Origin of the sequence: Novosphingobium sp. 9U (assembly GCF_902506425.1) — a bacterium.
Lineage (GTDB): Bacteria > Pseudomonadota > Alphaproteobacteria > Sphingomonadales > Sphingomonadaceae > Novosphingobium.
The window spans coordinates 1-22,370 of record NZ_LR732518.1; the positions used below are offsets into that span (position 1 = coordinate 1).

A 22,370-nucleotide genomic window follows, 5' to 3' on the forward strand; every position below is an offset into this window, starting at 1 on the left:
GAACCTTGGAAGGATCGCCCGCGAAGCTCCATCATGCGGCGGCATATGCCGACCGCGAAGACGACCATGCTCCCGGCAACGGCATCTCCAAAGCCCTCTTGCAACCGACGCGATTAGACGACAAGCGGCAGAAGTTGGCGAGCGAGGAGGGTGGTCTGAGTGGCCGCAACTGGGCCGTCCGAAGCAACTACTTTGGGCAGCTCGAAAGCCGCCATATTGCTTGCCAAACATGGAGGATGACCATTCGCCAAGTGCGCTCGGAGGGCGTCCCACAGATCTTCATCCAAGATGCCGAGTGCCTAGCAATCGTAGACAAAGCAGAACGGACCAGGTCGCGAATAGGTTAAATCCGGGAAACCCGAATAAGCCCAGAGCGATGTGAAATTCACGTCATCATCATAGGCCACAGGGTTGTTTGACAAGACAGCTTGGTCGCCGTTGAAGAGAAACTTCAGACCAACTCCGACCAGACCAAATCCGGCCACCAGACCCACAGTCCTCATCCAGCCGGGCAACGCGATGGAGTTCTTTCAATTAATCGCCGCGAGCATAGGCCAACCATGCTCATTGGAAGCATGAAGAGGATGTCGGACACCGCGGCCTCCGCCATCGCTGCCAATCGAAGAACTGCCACGCCAGCCAGAGCCACAACCCCAAGATGGTCCAACCTTGACCTATCCCATTTCGACCCCCGCTGCTGATCGTTTAACGCTCTGACCATAAAGCCAAATCGCCACGGGGATCATCATGAGAACCTGCGCAGCGGACGACAAAACTGGACGTTTAAGAGTAGCTGGCCCCGGGGCCGCACCCCGCTGGATTTCTGCATCTGCAGGGACGGCGTCGTGATGTATGCGATGAGGCTTCCGAACGAACATATGCCAAGAACGCCGCTCACGATTGCCAACGACGGGGTGGATGGCCTATCGCGTGGCTCGTATCGTCGAATGCTGGAAGAGGCATTTTCTGTTCCAGTTGAGTTGAAACGTAAATTGCGATCGGAACACACACTGAGCGGAGCATTGCGCCAAGCAACTTCTCGAACAATGCAGAGAATTACAAGGCCTGCATAGTCTGTAATCGCAAGTGATCCTGTACGCAGACCAACTCAGGATCGGGCCGATCGTGCGCGACGGCTGCTTTCTGCTGCAGGCGTTCAGAGGGCGTTTTTTATTTGTACCCTCATTTGCCTCGCGCCGATGAGCCTCCCGATCTGAATGCCGGCACGGGCGTGTTCATTAGCGCTGCACCTGCGTGCCGAGCCCAAGGTCGTCGGTAGCCTGTCTCGCCCGCTCAAGCTCTGTATTTTGGCAAAAGGCGATCCGCCAGCTAGAGTTCTTGCGTGTAATTACAAAAGTCGGTCGACTGCCGACTTCAACGGACTGTTTCGGGCCGAGCCAGGCTGGGCTGCGTACAGTGACAAGAACGACATTGGGTGCCAATTGCCTCGCTCGCTCGATCGTCAGCACAAGGCGGCTTGTCGCGAAGAAAGGATCTGTATGGAGTTTCGAATGGTAATTTCGGATTTCCACGCCGCCATTGATCAGGTCGCCGCCACGATGGATAAACGTGCTATCAGGCCAGAAGATCGCGTCGAAGCCAATCAGCTTGTGCGTGTTCCAAGAAGCTGCAAATTGATCAACCAGCGGTTTAGCGATCAACGCCGCTGCGGCATCGATCATCGGAGTGATATGTTCTGAGGAGTTTGGCGCTGCGGCAGCGAGGCTACTTACCGCGGCATTGAGAAGGGCGAATGCGATAAGAATTTTTCGTATGAAGCGACGCCTTGATTCGTGCACATCTGATTCCTGTGTTTAATAGCGCAAGACCTCGCTCGAGAGTATAATTCTAGCATAGGTGATGTAAATTGCAGAAGTAATGATAGGCCATATTTGCCGCTGCAAGTTAATGCTGTGGATCTAATGGATGGCGACGTCCGCGCAAGCCGACTGCGGGGATCACGTGTGGCGAGTGGTGGCTCCTGACAAATCTTCCCATGCGACACCTCAAATTAGCAACGGCAGAAAGCCTCAGCTCCTCCGCATCTTAAGACCTAAGTAGGGATGGGATCGAGATGAATGAGCGGTCGGAGTTGGGGAACCTATAGTTGGCGATGAGCAAACAAACTGGGTCTCGACGGTTCGAAAGTTTCGGCCTGCAGACTTGTGTCTGATTGCCTAAGCTGCTGCGCTAAGTGCCTGATCCAAATCTTGAAGAATGCCCTCGATATGCTCGAGGCCGACGGATAATCGCACATAGCTTTGGGAGACGCCGGTAGCGAACTGCTCATCGGGCGACAGTTGCGAGTGGGTCGTCGATGCAGGGTGAATAGCCAAGCTGCGCGCATCGCCGATGTTTGCGACATGATAGAAAAGCTGGAGCGCGTCGATGAAGCGCCGTCCTGCTTCAATCCGGCCGCCCAACTCGAAGCCGACAAGACCACCATCCCCACCGCTCAGGTAGCGATCCGCGCGTTGACGCTCGGGACCGTGCTGTAGCGACGGATGAATGACCTTCGTCACCTCAGCACGGTCGGCAAGGAAGCGGGCGACGCTAGCAGCGTTTTCGCAGTGGCCCGGCATGCGCAACGGCAGCGTTTCGAGACCTTGAAGCAACTGGAAGGCGCTGAACGGCGACAGCGCTGCTCCCAAGTCACGCAGCAGCACGGTCCGGGCGCGCAGCACATAGGCGATCGGGCCGAGCGGCTTGGCTGCTTCTACCCAGATGATGCCATGGTAGCTTGGATCGGGCATGTTGAGCGACGGGTGGCGCTCAGGCCAAGCGGCCCAGTCGAAATTGCCGCCGTCTACGATCAGGCCCCCGATTGAGGTCCCATGGCCACCTATATACTTGGTGGTGGAGTAGACGACGATGGCGGCACCGTGATCTAGTGGCCTGGCAATCAGCGGGGCGGCGGTGTTGTCGACGATCAGCGGTACGCCCTTTGCTCTCCCGATCGCAGCGATCTCGACGATGGGGCTTACCACAAGTTTCGGGTTGGGCAGCATTTCGACATAGTACGCGCGGGTCCGCTCGTCAGTCGCCCTCTCAAAAGCGGCGGGATCGACGGGGTCTACAAACCGAACCTCGATCCCCATGTCGCGCATCGTGTTGGCGAACAGGTTGTAAGTGCAACCATAAAGGTCAGTGCCGCTGACGATGTTGTCCCCAGCCCTGGCGAGGTTCTGCACCGCGTAAGCAGATGCCGCTTGGTCAGAGGCTACGGCCAGTGCCGCGGCTCCGCCTTCCAGCGCGGCCATGCGCTGCTCAAGCACGTCTGTGGTCGGATTGCCAATCCGCGTATAGATGTTGCCGAGTTCCTCCAGGGCGAACAAGCTTGCAGCATGTGCGGCGCTGCGGAACTGATAGGAGGTGGTCTGGTAGATCGGCGGGGCGACAGCACCTGTGGCGCCATCCGAACGCCACCCGGCATGTAGCGCTGAGGTCTCGGGGCGGTAACGTTTGCTGTTCATAGGCTGACTCTCTCTGAGTAACGGCACAATAGCGGCTTCGAATTATTCTGAAAAGTAAGCTGCATCTCAGAGCTGCTCTCAACGTTCACTATTCCGCACAGCAGTGAGTTATTGTCCGGGGTAAATTGGAAAGGGCGCACCAATTCATTCAGATTACTCTGTTTTTAACCTAGCGGATCACTGGGCGGCGGCGGTGCTGCATAGATGTACAAGATGTCGGGGTTGAGATGCGAGGGGTGGCCCTTTGTTTCTGGAAACCGGCTCAGCGCGGCGAGCGTCGGCAACCGAATCTCACAGTTGGGACGGGGGCGGGGTCCGCCTTCAACCGGCTCTTTGTCGGCATGCTTGCCACCGGCAGGTCGTTAAATGACAATGCTGCACTGCAACAGATCCCGCTGACCACAGTTCCTAAGGCGCTATGACTGACCCCAGACTGATCCTCATGAAAGCGATCGCAACCAAGAAACTGGTTGAGGCGGTTTACAATGGAGTGACCACGCTGCTGGCGCCCCACCTCCTCTATGAACGCCATGGCGAGCTCTTTTTGTGCGCGCTCAACGTACGCAAGGCCTGGCGAACCGACCAGGCACTTCGGTTAGGTCAGTTCAAGCTGAGCGGGCTTGTCGATTGCACGCTTATCGATGAGCGTTTCGAGCCGCTCACTGGTATCGTTGTGTCCACTCCAAGGACAGATGACGCTCTGGTACTGGCGATTTGACGCTGTCCAATGGATGCTTGAGGTGCACCCGGCAGTGTTCTGCGTGGCGGCAATTCACCTCGTCGCTCGTCGCTCGTTGCTCGGTCCAGCTCGCGGACATTCGTCACTCGCGTATGTGAACAGGCGGTGGAAGTTGGGAAGCGGGAAGCACCCCCTGAATGGCGGTTTATGGGTCCAGCGGCTTTCCACTGCAGGCTTTTCAGGGAGCGGTTCAGGGCTGCGAAGAGCTGCAAAGGGGTGAGCCATAGCCGACTAGGGCAACCTTAGAGAAGGGTTATGGGCTCGAGTTTTACTAAGCGCGCACTCTGAAATGATGCTCGACTTGCTCCGCGACGAGTTCGGCTGTAGCCGCAGAGAGGGTCCAGCCAAGATGACCATGGCCGGTGTTGTAGAAAACTCCGTCTCGACGGCCGCGGCACACATGCGGCAACATCGTCGGGGTCATGGGTCGCAGGCCCGTCCACGGTATGACCGATGAAGTTGAAACGTTAGGGAACAGGCGCTCACACCAGCGCGTAAGCGGCGCGATGCGGTCGGCACGGATGTCCTTGTTCATGCCGTTGAACTCGGCCGTGCCGGCAATGCGAAAGCGGCTCTGGCCGAGGCGGCTGGTAACAATCTTGGCATCATCGTCTAGCAAGCTGACGGTGGGCGCGCTTGCCTGGCTTTGGGAGTCGTCGAGGCAGACGGTAACCGAGTAGCCCTTGACCGGATAGATGTTGATGCGGTCGCCCAAGCGGGCCGCTATCGTGCGGCTCGCCACTCCGGCGCAAACCACGACGGCATCGGTCACAATGGCTTCGCTGTCGATCGAAGCAGCCACGATCTTTGTCGTCACATGCCCGTTGCCGGGCTCGACGTCCTCCACCTGAGCATCGATGACAATCCGCGCTCCGCGGCGCTCGCAGGCAGCCGCCAGTCCGCGGGTGAACTTGTGGATGTCGCCCGTCGAGTCAGACGGGGTGAAGTAGCCGCCGCTGAAAGGACCGTGGAGTGTCGGCTCGATCGCGGCGATCTCCTCGCTCGTCACCGCGTATCGTTCAAGCCCGCCTTCGCGGAGCAAGACATTGCCGGCTGCCGCCTGATCGAAGGCCGCGCGATTGTGGTACAAGTGGAGAATGCCGCGACGCTCCAAGTCGAACTCGATACCTTCGCGCTCCGCAGTGCGGAAAAGGTGCTCGCGGGCGGCGATCGCAAGCTGTGTCGTTTGGATCGTATGGCGGCGATGATTGAGGATCTGCCCGCAGAACTCGGCCATCCAGCTGTATTTGTGCCAGCTCGGCTTCGGGTTGAAGAGGAGCGGCGCGTTCGCGCGCAGCATCCACCTGAGGCCTTTGGCGATCGTCCCCCAGCTGTTCCAGACTTCTGCATTGCTAGCGGAGAGTTGCCCGCCATTGGCGAAGGAGGTCTCCATAGCTGGATAGCGCAGCCGGTCGACGATGGTCACCGTGTGGCCCCGTTCAAGCAGCGCGTACGCAGTCGTGACGCCGGTGATGCCGGCGCCGATCACAAGGATGCTGGCCATGGGTCGTGTCTTTCGGGTCGCCAATAAGCCCGCCGGCACAAGGCTCGGCGGGCTCAACGGCGGAAGTTTACTCTGCTGGCGAGCCGTTCGCCGGACCGTGCGCGCCGATTGCGAAGAGCGCCGCCGCCTGCGGGTCACCCGCATCACCCAGAACCCTGCCGGCGACATACTCACCGAGCGCCGGCCCCATCTTGAAGGCGTGCCCGGAACCACCCCCGGCGATCAGCACGTTGGCGTACTCCGGGTGCGTGTCGATGATGTAGTGGCCATTGTCGCTGTACTCGGTCTGGCACACCCGCGAGGCGACGATCGGCTGTCCCTTTAGCCCGGGCATACGCTTGGCGACATAGCGCTCGACGGCTTCGCCCTGGAAAGCGGAGACGAGCCGGTCCTGCGTATCGGGATCGACCTTCATGTTCGGCATTTTGCCCGCAACCTTGATGCCATAGTCGACATCCGCCGCGGTGTAGGTGTCGGCATCGCTGAGATTGGGACAATGCTCCCAGCGGTACCGGCGGTCGTCGGGCGGGGAGCCGACATAGAACATTTCACGCCGCGGGGTGAGGATCTTGTCTCCGAGTAGCGAGGGTAGCAGCTTTGGCAGCCACGGCCCGCATGCGAAGACGAAGCGCCCCGCGGCCAGAGCTTGTCCGTCCACCGCCACGTCGCGCAGCGAGCCGCTGCCGGCGGTGCCGGGCTTGGCATGGCCGATCTGAATCTTGCCGCCCTTCTTCTGGAACATCTCGGAAACGCCGATCATGCTCTCGCGCGCTTTGACGATGCCGGACTTCTGCTCGAAAAACAGCTGCGGGACATCGTCGTAGTTCAGCTGCGGCCAGCGATACTTGATCTCGTCGGGGCCGAGCAGTTCGTAGGGCAGGCCAAGCTTCTTGAAGATCACTTCCTGCGCTGCCACCGCCTCGGGTTTGAGTTGGCGCAGGCTGCCGTTGATGTAGATCATGTTACGGCCGAATTCCTCCTGCCGCTGGTGCCATAGCTGCGAGGCCCTAACCGCCATCCGCGTGTAGATCTCGCGCTCGCCGTATGAAGCGCGGATCAGGCGGCTCTCGTCGCCTGACGAGGCGCGCGGGTTGCCGGGGCCATAAAGATCTACCAGGGTGACCTTGGCGCCGCGCTCGCGCAGCTCCAGCGCGGTCCAGCCCCCGAAAGCCCCGGCGCCGACGACCACGACATCCGGAAGGTTGCGGCCGATAGATGGCGCCTTGGCGCGCGCGGTCGAGGCGATCGCCACGGTGGCGCCGGCCAGGCCAATGCCCTTGATCAGGCTGCGCCGATCGACTTGGTCAGTCATGCGTCGTGGTCTCCTGTTTGCGCGTCCACACCAGCTGGAATTCGGGTTGGTAGGGAGCGCCGTTGTCGCTGAAGCGCGAGTCCTCAAGCACCGTGCCGTCCTGCTGCAGCGCCAGGCGGAAGCGGCGTGCGCGCTTGCCCGTGCCGGACGGGTGCCTGGTCTCGATCAGAAAAGTCAGGTCGTTGGGCCTCGCTTCGGCCTGAGAATAGACGTTGTTCGCGCCGGTTTCGGACACCCAGTAGTAGGTAAGGCTGTCGCGCAGGGGGGCGTAGCTCATCATGCCCATACCGCTGCGGCCCGGCGCGGCTTTCCATACTTCGTGGAGCCCGCATCCGTCCAACTCGCGGGACCAGGTGACTTCGGCGGTCTTCTCGCCGTGGCTGGAGACGTCCCAGCTGCCGACCAGGAAGTCCATCTGGCGGTAATGCGGATCGTCGGCGCAGGCCGCTCGGGCTGCGGGAGCGAGGGCGAAAGCCGCGACCGTGCACAGGATGCGGGCGAGGGTGCCACGCGCGCTCACGGCCGGGCCCTTCCGTGTGAGGCAAGCGAGAACAGCGCCTTCTCCTCCGCGGGATCGGCGATGCCGAGGACCCGGTCGGCCAGGTACTCGCCGGTCTGCGGCCCCATCTTGAAGGCGTGGCCCGAGCCGCCGCCCGCAATCCACACGTTCTGGAACTCAGGGTGAGTGTCGATGATGTAGTGGCCGTTGTCGGAGCTCTCGATGGTGCAGACGCGGCTTGCCACCACTGGCTGTCCGACGAGGCCGGGCACGCGCATTTTCACGAACTCAAGCGCGTAATCGAGGACGAAGTTGGAGGCGATCCGTTCACCGCTGTCCGGGTCCATCGGGATGCTCGCGCCCGCCGACGGCGCGACCTTGAAGCCGTAGTCTACATCACTCAACGAGTAGCCGGCGCCGGCCATCCCATCGCCGTGGTACATGTTAGGGAAGCGCTCGACGTGGTAGCGGTCGTCACCCGGCGGGGAGCCGATGTAGAACACCTCGTTGCGGCGGCGAGAGATGAAGCCGTCCATGAACGTGGGGAACAGCGTCGGCAGCCATGGACCGCAAGCGAAGATCGCCATGCCCGTGCTCAGGCGCTCACCGCTTGCCAAGGCGAGGTCCGTGATGCGGCCGCCGGTCGAGGCTCCCGGTTTGGCCATGCCGAGCTTCACGGTGCCGCCCTTCTGGCGGAACACCTCGGATGCGGCGATGATGGACTCTCGCGCCTTCACCGTGCCCGCGCGCGGCTCGAACATGGCGACATCGATGTCGTCATAGCGGCCTTGCGGCCAGCGCTTGGCGAGTTCGTCGCCAGTCAGCATCTCGTAGGGGATCTTCAGCTTGTCAAAGAGCGCAAGCTGGGCCTTGACCGACTCCGGCTTCTGGTGCGGCGTGACGACGCCGTTGGCATAGATCAGGCGGCGCTTGAACTCATCCTGCCGCTCATGCCAGCGAGTGAAGGCCTTCATCGCCCAGCGCGTGTAGATCTCGCGGTCGCCATAGGCGGCACGGATCTGGCGGGTCTCGTCACCGGAAGTCTGACGGGCGTTGCCCGGGCCGTAGCTGTCGATCAGCGTGACTTTGGCGCCCCGCTCGCGCAGGCACAGCGCCGTCCAGGCCCCGAAGGCGCCGGCCCCGACCACCGTGATGTCCGGCAGGTTCCGTCCGATCGTGGGAGCCTTGCGCGTGGCCGCCTGCGCCGTTTGCGCAATGGCGGTCGCGGCTGCCGCAGTGCCCAGAGCCGTCAGCGCGGCTCGTCTGTCCATGTCCACCATGTGCTGTACCTTCCCCCGGGCGATCAGAACGAGAAACCGGCGCGGGCGTAGTAGAAGCCGCCCTGCCAATCGACGACGGAGTCCGAGCGGTAGATCGCGCCGTTGACGGCTTGTCCGATCTTGTCGCGATCGGGATAGTTGTCGAACACGTTGCGCGCGCCAACCGAAAGCCGCAGCTTCTCGGCAATTGTGTAGCTCACCTCCACGTCGATCAGCGCTTCTGTGCCGAAGCTCTGGATCGGGAAGGCGGGCGCGGTGTTGATCTGCGCCTTGTACGGACCGTACAGGTTGCCGCGGACGAGCGCCTCGAACGGCCCGATCTCGTGAACCAGGCTGATCACGCTGCGCCAGCGGGGCTGAAATTTCTCGAAGTTGAACACCGACACGCTATTGAACAGGTTGGGGATCTTCAGATCGTCGATCTTGTAGCGGTTGAGATTGAAGCTCGCGGTCAGCGAGGTGGACTGACCACTGCCCCAGTTCTGCTTGTAGGTGCCAACGACGTCAAAGCCTTTGGTGGTGGAGTCGAACGCGTTCTGGAAAAAGTTGACGCTGGAGATGCTCTCGGCGCCGACCACTCCGGCGGCGATCATGCGGTCGCGGATCGCCGGCGTCACCGTGATCGCGGATGTCGAGTAGACCTGGTCACGAATCTTGATCAGGTAGGCGTCGGCGGTCATTGAGAAACCTTGCAGGACGCTGAGAGTGAAGCCGGCCGAAAAGTTGGTGGACTTTTCCGGCTTTAGCGGCTTCGCGCCGAGGTATTCGGAAACCGGGTTGGTCGCTGGGAACAGTCCGGCTTGCGTGATATTCCCGTCCACGTTGCGGACGGAAACGCTGGTGTAATACAGCTGTCCGGGTGTCGGCGCGCGAAAACCAGTCCCGATCGAGCCGCGCAGAGCGACACCATCGGCAATCTCGATACGGGTGGCCGCCTTCACGTTCGCGGTCGATCCGAAGTCTGCGAAGTGCTCGTACCGCACGGCGCCGTCCACGAACCAGCCCTTCACTATGTCGGTCGATGCCTCACCATAAAAGGAATAGCTGTTGCGGTGGAAGCTGCCCGCAGCGGTAGGTGACAAGCCCGGGAACCCGTTCGAGCCGACGGCGAGCACGTTGTATGCAGGATCGAGCCCGGCGAACCCGTCGGCGCTGCTGCTGAGGTAATTGGCGCAATTGATGCCGGCATTCTGCGGCGCGCTCGCGCGCAAGGTATGCGTGTCGGTGCAGAAGTCGAAGGGATCCTGCGTGGCGAATTGCCCAGCGGCGTAGGAGGCGGGGTCGCCAGCTATGATCTTGTAACCTTCTCGCCGGAACTCGCCACCGAAACTGAGCGTCAGCTGTTCGGCAAGGAAGCCGGTCTCCAGGGCATAGGAGAAATCCGCGTTGGCGGAGAGCTCGTCCGAGACCAACGACCCGGGCAAGAATTTCGTCGGCGTATCAGGGCCGATCGATGCGTTGACGGTGTTGCTGAGCGAGTAGTCGATGCGGCTCTTGCCGTAGCGGCCGGACAGGTCGAAGCTGAGGCCATCGCTGCCGCCCAGTTCGCCGCGGTAGCCAACCGCCACGCTGAGGTCGGTCACCTTGCCCGAGAACTGCGGCGTGAACCCTGCCGGGAAGAGCTGGTTGAAGCGGAAGACCGAGCCATCCTGCAGCCGAATGGGATTGTCATTCACCACCTGCCCGGCAGCGGGATACCGATAGTGGAAGTCGCCTGTCGACTTCGAGCGTGAGTAGTTGCCGAAGGCGTAGATACGCGATCCGTCTTCAAGGTCGATGCCGGCATTCACGAAACCGCGGATCGCCTCACCCTTGGGTTGTCCCCAACGCTGCACCGGGTCATCTATGTCGATCAACGCGGCGTAGCTGGGATTGGCGGCGGCATACGGCACGACGCAGAAGGACACGTTGCAGAACTGATTGGACCGGGTCGTACGCGCATTCCTGGTGTACTCGACGGTGGCGTTCAGGAAGCCATTGCTGGTCAGCTTCATGCCGATATTGCCGGAGACCATCAGGTCCTCGCCATCTCCCTTGTAGTACTGACCACCCTGCACGATGAGTGAACCGCCGTGATCTGCATCCTTCAGAAGAAAGTTGATAACCCCGGCGATTGCGTCAGAGCCATATTGGGCAGCCGCGCCGTCTCGTAGCACTTCGACGGACTTCAGTGCGAGCGACGGTATGGTGGCAGCGTCTGCAGCCTGTGCGCCCGCGCCGCCGGTGGTCATCACCGCAGACTTGTGACGTCGTTTTGAGTTCACCAGCAGCAGCGTCTTATCGCCTGGAAGACCCCGAAGCGTGGCAGGACGCACGAAAGTGCCGCCGTCCGAATTTGGGTTGCGGCCCACGGCGTAGGACGGGACCAGCGTCTTAATCACATCTTGCGTGTCGGTGAACGAGATCGCCTCGATCTCTGCCTGCGGAATGACGTCGATGGGAACGGCAGAGTCCGCTACAGTCCGCGGCTTACCCCGGCTGCCGGTGACGACGATCTGGCTGTCCAGATCAGTTGTCTCCGGCGAGGTTTCCTGGGCATGCGAACCTTGCGACCAGGCGAACAGTGAGAACGCCGTCGCGGTCAAGAGCCTGGTCTTCGAATACTTCATCGTTTGCCCCCATAAAGATGAAATCGTTGCTATGCCTCCCCGTCAGATTGGAAATGCTGCGATATGCTGCATTTCTCTGTTGCATTTCAATGTAGCCGATGCGCAAAATCAAATCTCAGCAAACTGAAGCCGACAAATCGAATGAAAGAGTGACTTTCCATGCAAAACTCAATGATCTCGTCGAAATCCGGCGCAGTGCCGCTCGACCGCATGGATTACCGAATCATAAAGGCGCTCGTCGAGGATGGTCGGATCAGCGACACGGCCCTTGGAGAACGCTTGCATTTGTCGAGCACCGCGGTGGCACGTCGCCGGCGCCAGCTGGAAGAGGCGGGCGTGATCAAGAGCTACACCGCGTTCATGAGCGCCCAGGTCTTGGGTCTCTCGATGACGGTAATCGTGCACATCGAGCTAACCTCACAAGCCGAGCAGGTGCTGATGGACTTCGAGGAAGCCGTGCTGGGTTGCCCGTCGATGTCGTTCTGCAGCTTCGTTTCGGGCGAGACCGACTTCATCATGATGGTGCATGTGCCGACGTTCGAAGCTTACGACACCGTCTATCGCAAGGAGCTATCCACGCTACCTCATGTAGCGCGAATTCGCAGTAGCTTCGTGATGCGGCAAGTGGCGGCACGGCTAGTGCCGCCAGCGGCATTCGACCGCCTCGATTAAGCCGCACCGGCTAATTGGGTCTACCGGTCACATCGCGGTGTTGCGCCAAATTGAATCGACACAAAGGCTTGCATTGATTCCTTCGCAGCGTCGGGAAGCCGACACTTCCGTTGGCAACTAGGGTGAACGAGTAACCGAAGTTGGGACGGGAAAAGGGTGGTCCGAGTGGCCGCAAGTGGGTCACCGCCCAGCGGACGAGCATGGCAGCTCGCGATCAGCTTACGTCATTCCGAAGCAATCCTGGGATATCTGCCCTCGTTGATCGCGATCCTCTAGTGGCCGCACATCTAACCCTGGAACAGCCATTCGCAAGACGCCGCTGATTTGGTTACCCGTGATCGGCGGATCATACTGCGAGAACTCGACTGGAAGATCGTCCGAGTGGAAACATCGGGCAAACGTGAAGAGAAAACTGCTTTCACCCTGGGGCGCAGGTGCAACTGTAGCCTGGAAAGTCGTGATAAGGGCTGAGCCTAGTGGTCGCTCGACCCCAACGCAGACTGCTTCATCGGCAGCTAAGCGGATGTCGGAAAACTGTTGCCAAAGTCGGCACACCGATCATGATCGTGCGTCGAGCGTTTAGGGAAATTGCCATGTTTTCCGTCTCTATGCTGATCCTCGCACAAGTAGCTGCTTCGGCAGCGCCGGCCTCTGATATCGTCGTAAAAGCTAAGCGGATCGATGGAGCACTGAACGCGTGCATCGCGCGCGGCTGCTCCTCGCCCGACGATATTCGCATGTCAATCGCGCTCGCGGAGGCACAGTTTGCCGCCGGCGATTACAACGGTGCTCAACGCACACTCAACGCCGCGATCCAACGCGACAAGGGTGCCGCAAGAACCTTTCCCCGCATGGTGGCCGCGCTCTATGAGGCTAGCGGCACTGTAGGTTTACATCGCGGAGACATGGACGCGCACCGCAGAGCCATCATCGGCAAGTCCGACACGTTGCGCAACAACCTGCCAGCCAACGACATGCAAGTGCTTCTACTCGGCATCGAACTTGGCGACTACTATGCCGAACGCGGCGATTGGCGCGAAGCCGAGCGCCGCTATGCCGCCGCAGAGCAGGGCTTTTCTCAAGAGCAGCAACCGCGGCTTGCGGCGCTGACGGCCCTGCGGGGAGCGCACATGGCGTTCGCGCGTGATAACCTGCCGCTAAGCGAAAGTCGGCTACGGGCCGTCGAAAAGATGCCGGCAGCGGACGAACCAACAGTAGCTCAGATGCGCGCCGTCTTGGCTGCACGCATTGCGGCAAAGAAAGGCGAGCAGGGCGGCATAGATGCCCTGCTGGCGACACTGCGCACGGACCCCACAACCCCTCCAGTGCTGCTGCACGACGTCTCCGCCGAACCGAGCGCTGCGCAGTCAGCGGCGGAGAATGCCAAGCGCTTCATGGAGGGAAACCCTGCCGGGCCGGCCCCCAGCGAGGCTCTCTCGATCCAGTGGGCGGACATCGGCTACATGGTGGCGTCCGATGGCCACGTGTCCGAAGTGGACGTGCTCCGTGGAAAGGGCGACCTACGATGGACTGCGGCATACTTGAAGCGCATCGCCAAACGCCGCTACGCACCGCTTGCGCTGCCACCGGGTCAGCCCGGGGTTTACCGCGTCGACCGCTTAACCTGGCGCGCGGAGCACGTCGTCCCGATTGGCTCACTCATCAAACGGCCGGCAGGCGTGCGCCAGTTGCAGGTGCTGGATCTGACCAAGGCATCCGGACCACCGCCCAGCTAGGTCGCCTTATTCCGCACACACCGAGAGATCGAGTTGGAACCTTACCAGCTCGAGCCGGCTGAGGTGTTCGCGGTCTTCCCTGCAGGTTCAAGGCCATCAGCAAAGGTGCGAGCCATCGTAGAGCACCTCGCCGCTTCGCTTGGTGCCGAGGCTGAACGGCCGAGACATGCGCTTCTTGCCATTCCCATTCCAGGTCATAGCCCTCCGCTTATGACACCAGTAACCCGTTATGGATATTCTGCTCGGGCGTTCCTCAGCGGAACGACGGCTTCTTCCCAGCTCCCGCCGACCCGAGCCGCGGGTTCAACCAGCCAGAGCGCTTACCGGCCCAACATGAATGAAAGCCGCTGTTGGGAAGCGGGCAGGGCGGTCTGAACGTCCATTTATGGGTCTGCCGAACAACGATAGGTCAGGGTGGCCATTCCTTGCACCGTTCCAGAGTGGCAAGCAGCTCAGCCCAATGTTGGTCAGGGAGGCCCCCCCGGAGGACAGCCATCCGTTCACTCGATCGGCACGGTTTCTCCATCCTGAACAGGAATTCAGGAAGAGAGATTGGGAAGGATCGCCACGTGCCGTTGTCATGGCAGGCCAGAGGTAGCATAATCCAGGATGACCTTTCGGCCTGACCGTCGTTCCGTCCTCGCCGGCCTTGCCATGCTGGGATCCCCCATCTCACGCTCGGCGCGGGGGCAGCGCGAGACAAACGCGCGCCAGGCATTGCCGTCACTATAGATGACTTCGATCTGTCGGATAGCATGGGCTGCTCGCTTCTTGATAAGGTCGATACTGGCAGGGGACACATGCGCGAAAAGGCCCATGGCCTCTCGCGTCATGCCAGCATCGATGATCGCCACGGTCATGCCGCTGCCGTCAATACCGCGAGTGTAGGCACGATCGGTCCGGACGGAGGAGATGCCCCAGGAAAGTCGGTACTCGAGGCTGGAGCGCTTGGGCCGCGGGATGCGCTTCGCCTTCGGCGGGGAGGCCGCAGCAGCAGGCCCGCTCGGTAGCGACGCGAGGACAGTGCAACTCAGCAGAAGGCCAGCGCTTGCACGCAACAGCGCCGCACGCTTGTGGAGGGGGGGACTCAGCAATGGACGCTCTACATGGAAAGATCAGATGGAGCTTAGATCGATCTTTTGATCGTACTTACAAGGGCTTGGAGCGCGCGCACTGGCTCGCACGCAAGCGGACCCACCATTAACAACCAGATACGAAAGTCGGCCGCCAAGCGAGCGGCTCATCCATGGTCCTGTTTGGGCGCAGCAGGTCGAGCGTTGCGCGTTCGGCGGACGGAGGTCATGCTCACCGGACTACTGCGTGATGCATGTGGCAATAAGACATCCCGACTACCTCCTGTCCGTTGTTGAACGGCTAGCTGGCCGGAGGAACTGCCAAACGATAGGAACGAGCGCGGGAATTCGGCAGCTGAACGAAGCGTCTGGGTGTCCAGAATCGGTCCGCAGAAACGCTTTAGTACCGGCCGGTTACCGCCGACGGGCTGCCCATCAGGGTAGGTCAGCGATGGGCACCAATTGATCACTTCGGTGGCGACGGCTCCGTGGGCAAGGACATGATCTCACGCGGTCAGCTTACGGGACCAACACTCAGCCAGGTATGTGGATCGCGCAAAGCTTGTTGCCGTCCGGATCGCGAACGTAGGCCAGCACAAGAGTCCCCATCGCCTTGGTTTCGCGAGGTCCGGGAGCCTGCTCGATCGAGGTGCCACCGGCGGAAACCGCGATGTCGTGAAATCGCCTCACCTGCTCGGGAGAGTCGCATGAGAAAGCAACCGTGCCGCCGTTTGCTACGGTAGCAGGTTCATCATTGATGGGCTGAGTTACAATGAAGCTTGTACCATCTCCGCTTCCGTAAACGAGCCGAGTATGGCCGCTGTCTGCGATGTTCTGCGTTGCTTCGCTTACGCCGAGAACACCGAGTACCTCATCGTAGAAGCGCTTAGAGCGTTCGATGTCGTTGGATCCAACCATCGTGTGAAACAGCACGCGCATCTCCGTTACCAGTGCCGATAAGTCATCTGTAAGTAAGCAACCAGGCGCTGCCTCGCCGCCCTCGTTTTTCTACGGCCCTTACAGCCGTATTCAATCCCCCACTCGAGACCATCTCGTCGACCCCGCTCTGACTTCAGAGAGTAGGATCAAGGCGGCAAATCTCGCAGAGGCGGTGGCGCCAGTACAAAAAATGCGCATAGCGGCCGATGCCTGCCGAGCACGAGTTGAGGTTCGACCGCAATCGATAGCGCCGCTCGAGCTTGGCCTGACCGCTTGCACCCCCATGCGCCATTGAAGCATGTTCAGAGCGCGAAACGGTGCTCGGCCGAGATGAATAAATGGCAGACCCTGGGAGCGCCTCAGTGCCGGCGAATGGCCAGAACTGGGTCGAGCGTTTTACATCGACACTCAAGATGAACGACATTCAGACGCAGTCTCGGCGCAATCGGGGGGCAGCGAGTGTCAGCAGCACAGCTGAGACCAGATACAGCGTTAGGTAGTAGAGCATCGAGTACCGCAGAGCCTCTAGGCCATAATGCGGAAGCAGGAAGTCGGACAGGGCCCCCAGCGCGTAGATCCCGCCGCCAAGACCGATCAGGTTGTTGATGAGCAGGAACAGCGCGGACGCCGTGGCGCGATGAGCCGGCTCGACCAGCTGCTGAACGGCGGACAGCACTGGCCCAAGCCACACGTAAGCCATCGCCTGCGGGATGAGGAATAGGAAGAACGCGGTCTTCACGTTGTGGTTGTAGATGCCAGCCGCAAACAGTGGCACACCGATGACGAAGGCTCCTGCGGGGAGATACGCCAGGAACGCCTTGTCACCTCTTCCCAGTCGATCACCGAGCCAGCCGCCAGACAGCATGCCGGACACGCCGCCCAGGATCAGCAAGCCGCTGATGAACTGCGACACGCTGACCAGGCCGAGCCCGAAGCTGCGTTGCAACAGGCTGGGGAGCCAGAACGCCAGGCCGTAGCCGAGCATCGAGCTGGTTGCTGCGCCGAAGGACAGCAGCCAGAATGAGGGCTTGCGCGCCAGGGTCGCAGCTACGGCCGAGAAGGGCAAGACCTCCTGCTCTCCCGCGAGCGACGCCTTCGGAACATCACGCACGCTGAATTTAAATATCGGCGCCATGATGACACCGGCGGCACCGACGGCCAGGAAAGCCGTGCGCCAGTCGACCATCGCGGCGATGTACCCGCCGGCAAGCACGCCCGCGGCCGACCCCAAGGGAATGCAAAGCGAATAGATCGAAAGCGCCAAGGCTCGTCGATGGCCGGGAAGTAGTCGCCGATGATCGCGTATGAAGGCGCCACGCCGCCGGCTTCGCCGATGCCGACACCTAGTCGGGCCAGGAAGAACTGCCAGAAGCCCTGTGCCAGTCCGCAGAGCGCGGTAAAGCCGCTCCAAAGGGTCAGCGACACCGCGATCACCCAGCTGCGACTGGTGCGGTCGGCCACCCAGGCGAGGGGCACGCCCAAGGTGGAGTAGAGTAGGGCGAAGGCGACGCCGCCCAGTAGCCCCATCTGGCTATCGAACAGATTAAGGTCATACTGGATCGGACCGGCGAGGATCGCGAGAATCTGCCGGTCGACGAAGTTGAAGACGTAGACCAGCAGCAGCATCGCCAGGACCACGCCCGGCTTTGCGGGCTGACTAGGCGCGGGTCTTATGGCCGTCATCGACGAACTCCTGAAGGAAGGCGTCGATCGCGGCGGTGGCTGTCGGCTCGTCGAGCATGGGTGCATGACCCCGGGCCGGCACTTCGACAGCGGTGAAGGAACCCGCATGCCGGCACCCCATTTCGGTCACCGTCTCGGCAGAGAGCAGGGCGGACGAGGCTCCGCGCAGAACGAGCACCGGAACCGCGCTCAAGATGTCCCATAAGGGCCAGAGATCGGGTGGTACCGTTGCGAGATCGTCGCCGGTCGTGCCGGCGGCGATCGCGGGATCGTACGCGAAGCGAATGCGTCCCTCGGGTGTCTCCATGCAATTGCGCGGGGCAAAGGCAACCCAGTCGTCGCGCTCGTAATTCGGAAACGCTGAGCCGTTGATGGCAGCGCAGCGCGTGGCAGCTTCCTCCCAGCTCGCTGTGTCGTCCGTGGGGCCGACATAGCCCTGGATGCGCGCGAGGCCGGTCGCCTCGATCTGCGGACCGATGTCGTTGAGCAGCATGGCTTGCACTCGCGCGGACTGCATGGCTGCCATGATCATCGCTATCAGGCCGCCCATTGAAGTGCCGATCGTCGTGACCCGCTCGACGCTCAGGCTATCCAGCAGCGCGAACATGTCTGCTGCATAGACATCTGGCCGATAGTTGGCCGGATCGGCGTCGTACTCGGACAGACCCCTCCCGCGCTGGTCCCGCACGATCAGGCGATAACGTCCCCCAAGGTGCGCCGCGAGCGGCTCAAAATCGCCGCTGTTGCGGGTGAGGCCGTGCATCAGCAGCAGTGATGGTCCCTCACCTTCGTACACGCGTGCGCAGAGGTTGAGACGCCCGCAGCCGCTGCGGTAGCGGTGATGGCGATAGGGATCGGGCTCGCTCATGGCTGCGCCTTTCAACCTCAGAAGTTCAGCGTGCCGGTGAGGAGGACCTGTCGCGGATTGCCGTAGTAGGCAGTCAGCGTGCCCTCGGTGCCGAGCGCCGACAACGGCAATCCGTTGGTGCCGAGCGGTATCGCGCCGGTGGTCGGATCTATGACGACGAACGTGTAGCCCGAAGTCTTGTAGTTCTTGTTGGTCAGGTTTTTGCCGAACACGCCCAGGCTCCAGCGGTTGTCCGGCGCGGTATACACGAGGCTTGCGTCGAGCAGCGCAAAGCCGTTCTGGTCAATGTAGGGGTTGGGGATTTCGAACTGATAGGTCTTGCTGCGGTAGGATAGCGTGGTTCCCAAGCTCACGTCGCCTTCGCCGACCGGCGTCGAGTAGCCGAGGCTGCCGCTGGCGGTCCACTTGGGCGTGTTCTGTACCTTGCGGAAGCCGGCAACATCGGTCGGTTTGCCGCCGATGTTGGTGATGTATTCCTTGTACTGCGCATCAACGTAGCCGAGCGAGCCCGAGAGCGTTAGCCGATCCCCGGCCGTGGCGAAGTCCTGGGCCAGCTTCGCCCGGGCTTCGAGCTCGACACCCTTGAACGTCGCCTTGCCGGCGTTCGAAACGACGCCACAGAAGCTGGGGAGCCCGCCGACGTTGCAGGCCACCGAGCCGGGAATCTGGACGTCGGTGTAGTCGGCATAGAAGCCCGCCAGCGCCACGTAGAGCCGATCGCCCAAGAGGCTGGCCTTGTAGCCCACTTCGTAGCTGTCGACCTTCTCGGGCTGGAAGCTGAGGAGGGCGGAGACCTCGTCATTGCTGCGCACGCCGTCGCCGTTGAGGTCGGGTGCATTGGCGCCGACGCCGCGCGGGTCGAAGCCGCCACCCTTAAAGCCCTGCGAGTAGCTGGCGTAGAGCGTGTGGTCGGGCGTCGGCTTGAACGTGATGGACGCGCGTGGCGTGAACTTGGAGAAGCTGCGCTTGCCCGAAAAGATCGTGCTCGGCGCGCCGAAGGCGACTCCTGCGCCGCGCTTGTCCCAGGTGTAGCGGCCGCCCAGAGAGATACTGAATTGGTCGCTGAAGTCGTAAGTGAAATCTCCGAAAACTGCGTAAGTGTCGGTGTCGACGTCTGCTTCGGTAAAGGCCGTCAGACCAGGAACGGTGTTGAACAGCCGCACGTCGAACAGTGTGTCGGCAGTGGCGGTCAGATAGTAGAAGCCGAGCAGGCCCTTCAGCTTGTCGCTCTCGTACAGGAACTGGGATTCCTGGCTGAGCTGCTCGTTGGCATAGATGCTGAGCACGTCGACATCGGCTGCGGGCAGCGCGTCGAAGTCGATCGGGGTGTCGGAGCGGTCCTTGCGGCAAGCGCTGATCGATCGCAGCGTCAGCGTATCGGTCAATTCGGAGGTGGTGTTGATCGCGAGGCCGTACGCCTCGATGTCCTGCTTGGGCGAGACCAGGCCGCCTTGGCTATCGATCACGTCGCGGAGCACGGGCACGTTGGTGCGTACAAGGCCTTCCCGTGGTTCTGGTCCAACCAGTACGACTTGCGGCTGCAGACTGCGGGCATCAACGTCGGCTACGACAAGGTCGTCGTGCGCGGCGAGCCGGAAGCCCGCGCCTTCGATGTCATCTACCTGAAGGAAGGCCGCGTGCTGGCGCTCGATTGCGTCAACATGGTCAAGGACTACGTACAGGGGCGCAAGCTGGTGGAAGCCGGCGCCAAGCCCGATCTCGCCGCGCTGGCGGACAAGGACAAGCCGCTCAAGGAACTGCAGACTATTTATAGTTCAAGGCCGATCGATCGAGCCGATCGCGACTGGGCCGCGCCTTACGCGCCGAATACCATCTTTGCCTCGCGGCGCTCTAGCGCGAGCCGCATGAACAAACGTCCGGTTTCGGAGAGCGGAAAGGTGCCCTTGAATGGCAGCAAGTGGGTCACGCCAGCTTAGATCAGATCTCCGTGCGCCCAGACAGCTCCAGCGCGTCTTCTACGTCCACTCCGAGGTAACGAACGGTGCTCTCGATTTTTGCGTGACCCAGCAGGATCTGAACGGCCCGCGGGTTGCCGGTGCCTTATAGATGATAGATGCTTTGGTGCGGCGCAGCGAGTGCGTCCCGTACTCCTCAGCTTGAAGGCCGATGCCCGTAACCCACTCCCTGACGAGCCGGCCATACTGCCTCGTGCTCATGTGATCCATGTAGTCGTTACGGCTCGGGAAGACGAAGTCGTTCAAGGTGCCACCACGTCGTTCAAGCCAGGAGAGCAATGATTGCCGAGCTGGTTCAACGATCTCGAACTGTACCGCGCGCTTCGTCTTCTGCTGCACGACGATTGCCCGGTCGCGATGCGACCACCAGCCGTTATGTCTCCGATCCGAACCTTGACGACGTCGCAGCCGCGCAGCTTGCTGTCGATCGCTAAGTCGAAGGGGGCTCGATCGCGTAACCTTCGGTGCTGGTCGAGCCAGAACCGGATAGCCCGAACCTGCTGAGGTTTCAGGGCCCGCTTAGCACCGACTATTCGTCCTTCGTTCCAGGGCCGCAGATCATCGAATGCAGAGTCCAGCGTGATCTTAGACCGGGCATTTGGAAGGCCGAACATGACGAGGCCTATGGTTGAGTCTGGGCCGGCGCAAGTCCAATTAGAACTTCGTTCGACCTGACGGTTCGAAGGCTTGCTCTACCTCCATCCGAGGTGAAGGACGATGCTCTCGAGTGGATGAGGGGGGGGCGATGTTCGTTGATGGTCGTTCGGCGGTAGACCGAGACACCGCTCACCCATGCGCACGTGAGCGACCCGATAGGTTGCTTCGGATCCCGCATCCTCGAAGGCGCGCATCACTGCGTTGAGCTGGCGTGGAGTGAGCGGATGATGGTCCTCAACAGCCATTGTTGCACCGATGCCTCTGATCCCTCGCAGGAACTCTTCAGCGCTGTCATGCTGTTCAACGTAGTCAATTGTCGTGATCGTATAATTGTTGCCCCAAGGGATTGCTGCAGCAAGTTCTTGGGCATCAGGATACGAGTGAAGCCCGGTACGCAGCCCCTCGGCTCGATGTGCATCTGCCCACTCCTGCAAGCTGCCCGCAAGCAGGGTTGTGAATGCAAGATAGCCCCCTGGCGCGAGGCATCGCGTGAGGTTTGCGACGGTCGACGGCAGATCGGGGAGCCATTGAAAGGCCAGGCTTGAGCAAATCAGGTCGAACTGGAAGCCCGGGAGCGGCGGGATATTGGCTGCGTCCAGTACAGCGTAGTTGATGGTCGCGCTCGTCGCTTCCTGGTTCATTCGAGCGCGGCAGCGTTGCACCATCGCAGGCGCTATGTCGGTGACGAGCCAATCGCCTCTCAATCCCCGTCGCGTCAGTGCCTGTGAGAGGAAGCCGGTTCCGCAGCCAAGTTCCAGTATGCGCAAGTCGCTTCCGAGCGCAAGGACAACCGGTAAACGCGAGATGTTGTCGGCGAGGTCTTCGGCGACCATGCGCTGGACTTGGGCGTGCTGATCATAATGGGCAGCACGGTTGAACGATTCCGTTACTGAGCGGCGAGCGCTCACTCGGCCGCCTCAAGCTTCGCGCAGCCCTTGGGCATACGCTGCGCCTCGACCTCTGCCGGGGTGATGTCGATCGCCATGGGCTTGAGGCCAAGGCGTGCGAACATCGCCATGTCGTTGTCGTCGCCTGCGTTCGGCGCGGTGAGCAGCTTGTCGCCCGTGAAGATGGAGTTCGCACCGGCGAGGAAGCACATTGCCTGCGTCATCTCGGACATGGACTCGCGGCCTGCCGACAGCCGGACCATCGAGCCCGGCATGGTGATGCGCGCGACCGCAACGGTGCGCACGAACTCGACGTCGTCGATCTTGGCCAGCGGGGTGTCGGCGAGCATGTCGCCCAGCACCGTGCCCTTCACCGGCACCAGTGCGTTGATCGGCACCGACTGCGGGTGATCGGGCAAGGTCGCCAGCGTGTGGATGAAGCCGACGCGGTCGGCGCGGGTCT

At 61.3% G+C, this 22,370-nt stretch carries 14 protein-coding genes and 5 pseudogenes; 5 read left to right on the forward strand and 14 right to left on the reverse strand.

Annotation, left to right across the window (positions count from 1 at the left end; translation table 11 throughout):
- Positions 1-347, forward strand: a 347-nt coding sequence (locus GV044_RS22410; RefSeq protein WP_236555124.1) for a hypothetical protein, incomplete at its 5' end; no start/stop codon positions are given.
- Between the two features lie 891 nt (positions 348-1,238).
- On the opposite strand, the gene GV044_RS19515 is transcribed toward GV044_RS22410, so the two are convergent.
- Positions 1,239-1,682, reverse strand: coding sequence for an SgcJ/EcaC family oxidoreductase (locus GV044_RS19515; protein ID WP_159874048.1), 444 nt, complete (start codon positions 1,680-1,682; stop codon positions 1,239-1,241).
- 495 nt (positions 1,683-2,177) lie between these two features.
- Entirely contained in the window at positions 2,178-3,473 is a 1,296-nt protein-coding gene (locus GV044_RS19520) for an O-acetylhomoserine aminocarboxypropyltransferase/cysteine synthase family protein (RefSeq protein ID WP_159874070.1), read from the reverse strand.
- Between the two features lie 442 nt (positions 3,474-3,915).
- Here GV044_RS19520 and GV044_RS19525 point away from each other — a divergent pair, with 442 nt between their 5' ends.
- Complete coding sequence (locus GV044_RS19525) at positions 3,916-4,191, forward strand: hypothetical protein (RefSeq protein WP_236555125.1); 276 nt, start codon at positions 3,916-3,918, stop codon at positions 4,189-4,191.
- 292 nt (positions 4,192-4,483) lie between these two features.
- Here the strand turns inward: GV044_RS19525 and GV044_RS19530 are convergent, their stop codons facing one another.
- Genes GV044_RS19530 through GV044_RS19550 form a run of 5 tightly spaced genes read right to left on the reverse strand, consistent with a single transcriptional unit; the run spans position 4,484 to position 11,416 of the window.
- A complete protein-coding gene (locus tag GV044_RS19530; RefSeq protein WP_236555126.1) occupies positions 4,484-5,860 on the reverse strand; it encodes a D-amino acid dehydrogenase in 1,377 nt (458 codons plus the stop codon).
- Positions 5,784-7,028, reverse strand: a complete 1,245-nt coding sequence (locus GV044_RS19535; RefSeq protein WP_159874054.1) for an FAD-binding oxidoreductase — start codon at positions 7,026-7,028, stop codon at positions 5,784-5,786. The genes GV044_RS19530 and GV044_RS19535 overlap by 77 nt, the downstream gene beginning before the upstream one ends.
- Positions 7,021-7,548 (reverse strand): hypothetical protein, encoded by a 528-nt coding sequence (locus GV044_RS19540; protein WP_159874056.1) that lies wholly within the window; start codon positions 7,546-7,548, stop codon positions 7,021-7,023. Before GV044_RS19540 ends, GV044_RS19535 begins: the two co-directional genes overlap by 8 nt.
- On the reverse strand, positions 7,545-8,807 hold the full coding sequence (locus GV044_RS19545; RefSeq protein WP_236555127.1) for an FAD-binding oxidoreductase: 1,263 nt from the start codon (positions 8,805-8,807) through the stop codon (positions 7,545-7,547). The genes GV044_RS19540 and GV044_RS19545 overlap by 4 nt, the downstream gene beginning before the upstream one ends.
- 23 nt (positions 8,808-8,830) lie before the next feature.
- Complete coding sequence (locus GV044_RS19550; RefSeq protein WP_159874060.1) at positions 8,831-11,416, reverse strand: TonB-dependent siderophore receptor; 2,586 nt, start codon at positions 11,414-11,416, stop codon at positions 8,831-8,833.
- A gap of 159 nt (positions 11,417-11,575) precedes the next feature.
- On the opposite strand from GV044_RS19550, the gene GV044_RS19555 reads away from it, so the two are divergent.
- Positions 11,576-12,088, forward strand: coding sequence for an Lrp/AsnC family transcriptional regulator (locus GV044_RS19555; RefSeq protein ID WP_236555128.1), 513 nt, complete (start codon positions 11,576-11,578; stop codon positions 12,086-12,088).
- Positions 12,089-12,564: 476 nt separating this feature from the next.
- Positions 12,565-13,824: a hypothetical protein gene (locus GV044_RS19560; protein ID WP_159874062.1), complete on the forward strand. Its 1,260-nt coding sequence runs from the start codon at positions 12,565-12,567 to the stop codon at positions 13,822-13,824.
- Positions 13,825-15,431: 1,607 nt separating this feature from the next.
- Here GV044_RS19560 and GV044_RS19565 read toward each other — a convergent pair.
- From GV044_RS19565 to GV044_RS19580, 4 genes and pseudogenes are all read right to left on the reverse strand, one after another.
- Complete coding sequence (locus tag GV044_RS19565) at positions 15,432-15,830, reverse strand: VOC family protein (RefSeq protein ID WP_159874064.1); 399 nt, start codon at positions 15,828-15,830, stop codon at positions 15,432-15,434.
- 430 nt (positions 15,831-16,260) lie between these two features.
- A pseudogene (locus GV044_RS19570) lies at positions 16,261-17,519 on the reverse strand (spinster family MFS transporter).
- A complete protein-coding gene (locus GV044_RS19575) occupies positions 17,494-18,387 on the reverse strand; it encodes an alpha/beta fold hydrolase (RefSeq protein WP_159874066.1) in 894 nt (297 codons plus the stop codon). The pseudogene GV044_RS19570 and the gene GV044_RS19575 overlap by 26 nt, the downstream one beginning before the upstream one ends.
- 17 nt (positions 18,388-18,404) lie before the next feature.
- Positions 18,405-19,877: pseudogene (locus tag GV044_RS19580) on the reverse strand (TonB-dependent receptor); the annotation flags it as partial.
- Here GV044_RS19580 and GV044_RS22415 point away from each other — a divergent pair.
- Positions 19,875-20,150 (forward strand): annotated as a pseudogene (locus tag GV044_RS22415) (oxidoreductase C-terminal domain-containing protein); the annotation flags it as partial. The pseudogenes GV044_RS19580 and GV044_RS22415 overlap by 3 nt on opposite strands.
- 175 nt (positions 20,151-20,325) lie before the next feature.
- Here GV044_RS22415 and GV044_RS19590 read toward each other — a convergent pair.
- From GV044_RS19590 to GV044_RS19600, 3 genes and pseudogenes are all read right to left on the reverse strand, one after another.
- A pseudogene (locus tag GV044_RS19590) lies at positions 20,326-20,977 on the reverse strand (tyrosine-type recombinase/integrase).
- 78 nt (positions 20,978-21,055) lie between these two features.
- On the reverse strand, positions 21,056-21,928 hold the full coding sequence (locus GV044_RS19595) for a methyltransferase domain-containing protein (protein ID WP_159874068.1): 873 nt from the start codon (positions 21,926-21,928) through the stop codon (positions 21,056-21,058).
- Positions 21,925-22,370, reverse strand: a pseudogene (locus GV044_RS19600) (biotin synthase); the annotation flags it as partial. The gene GV044_RS19595 and the pseudogene GV044_RS19600, both read right to left, overlap by 4 nt.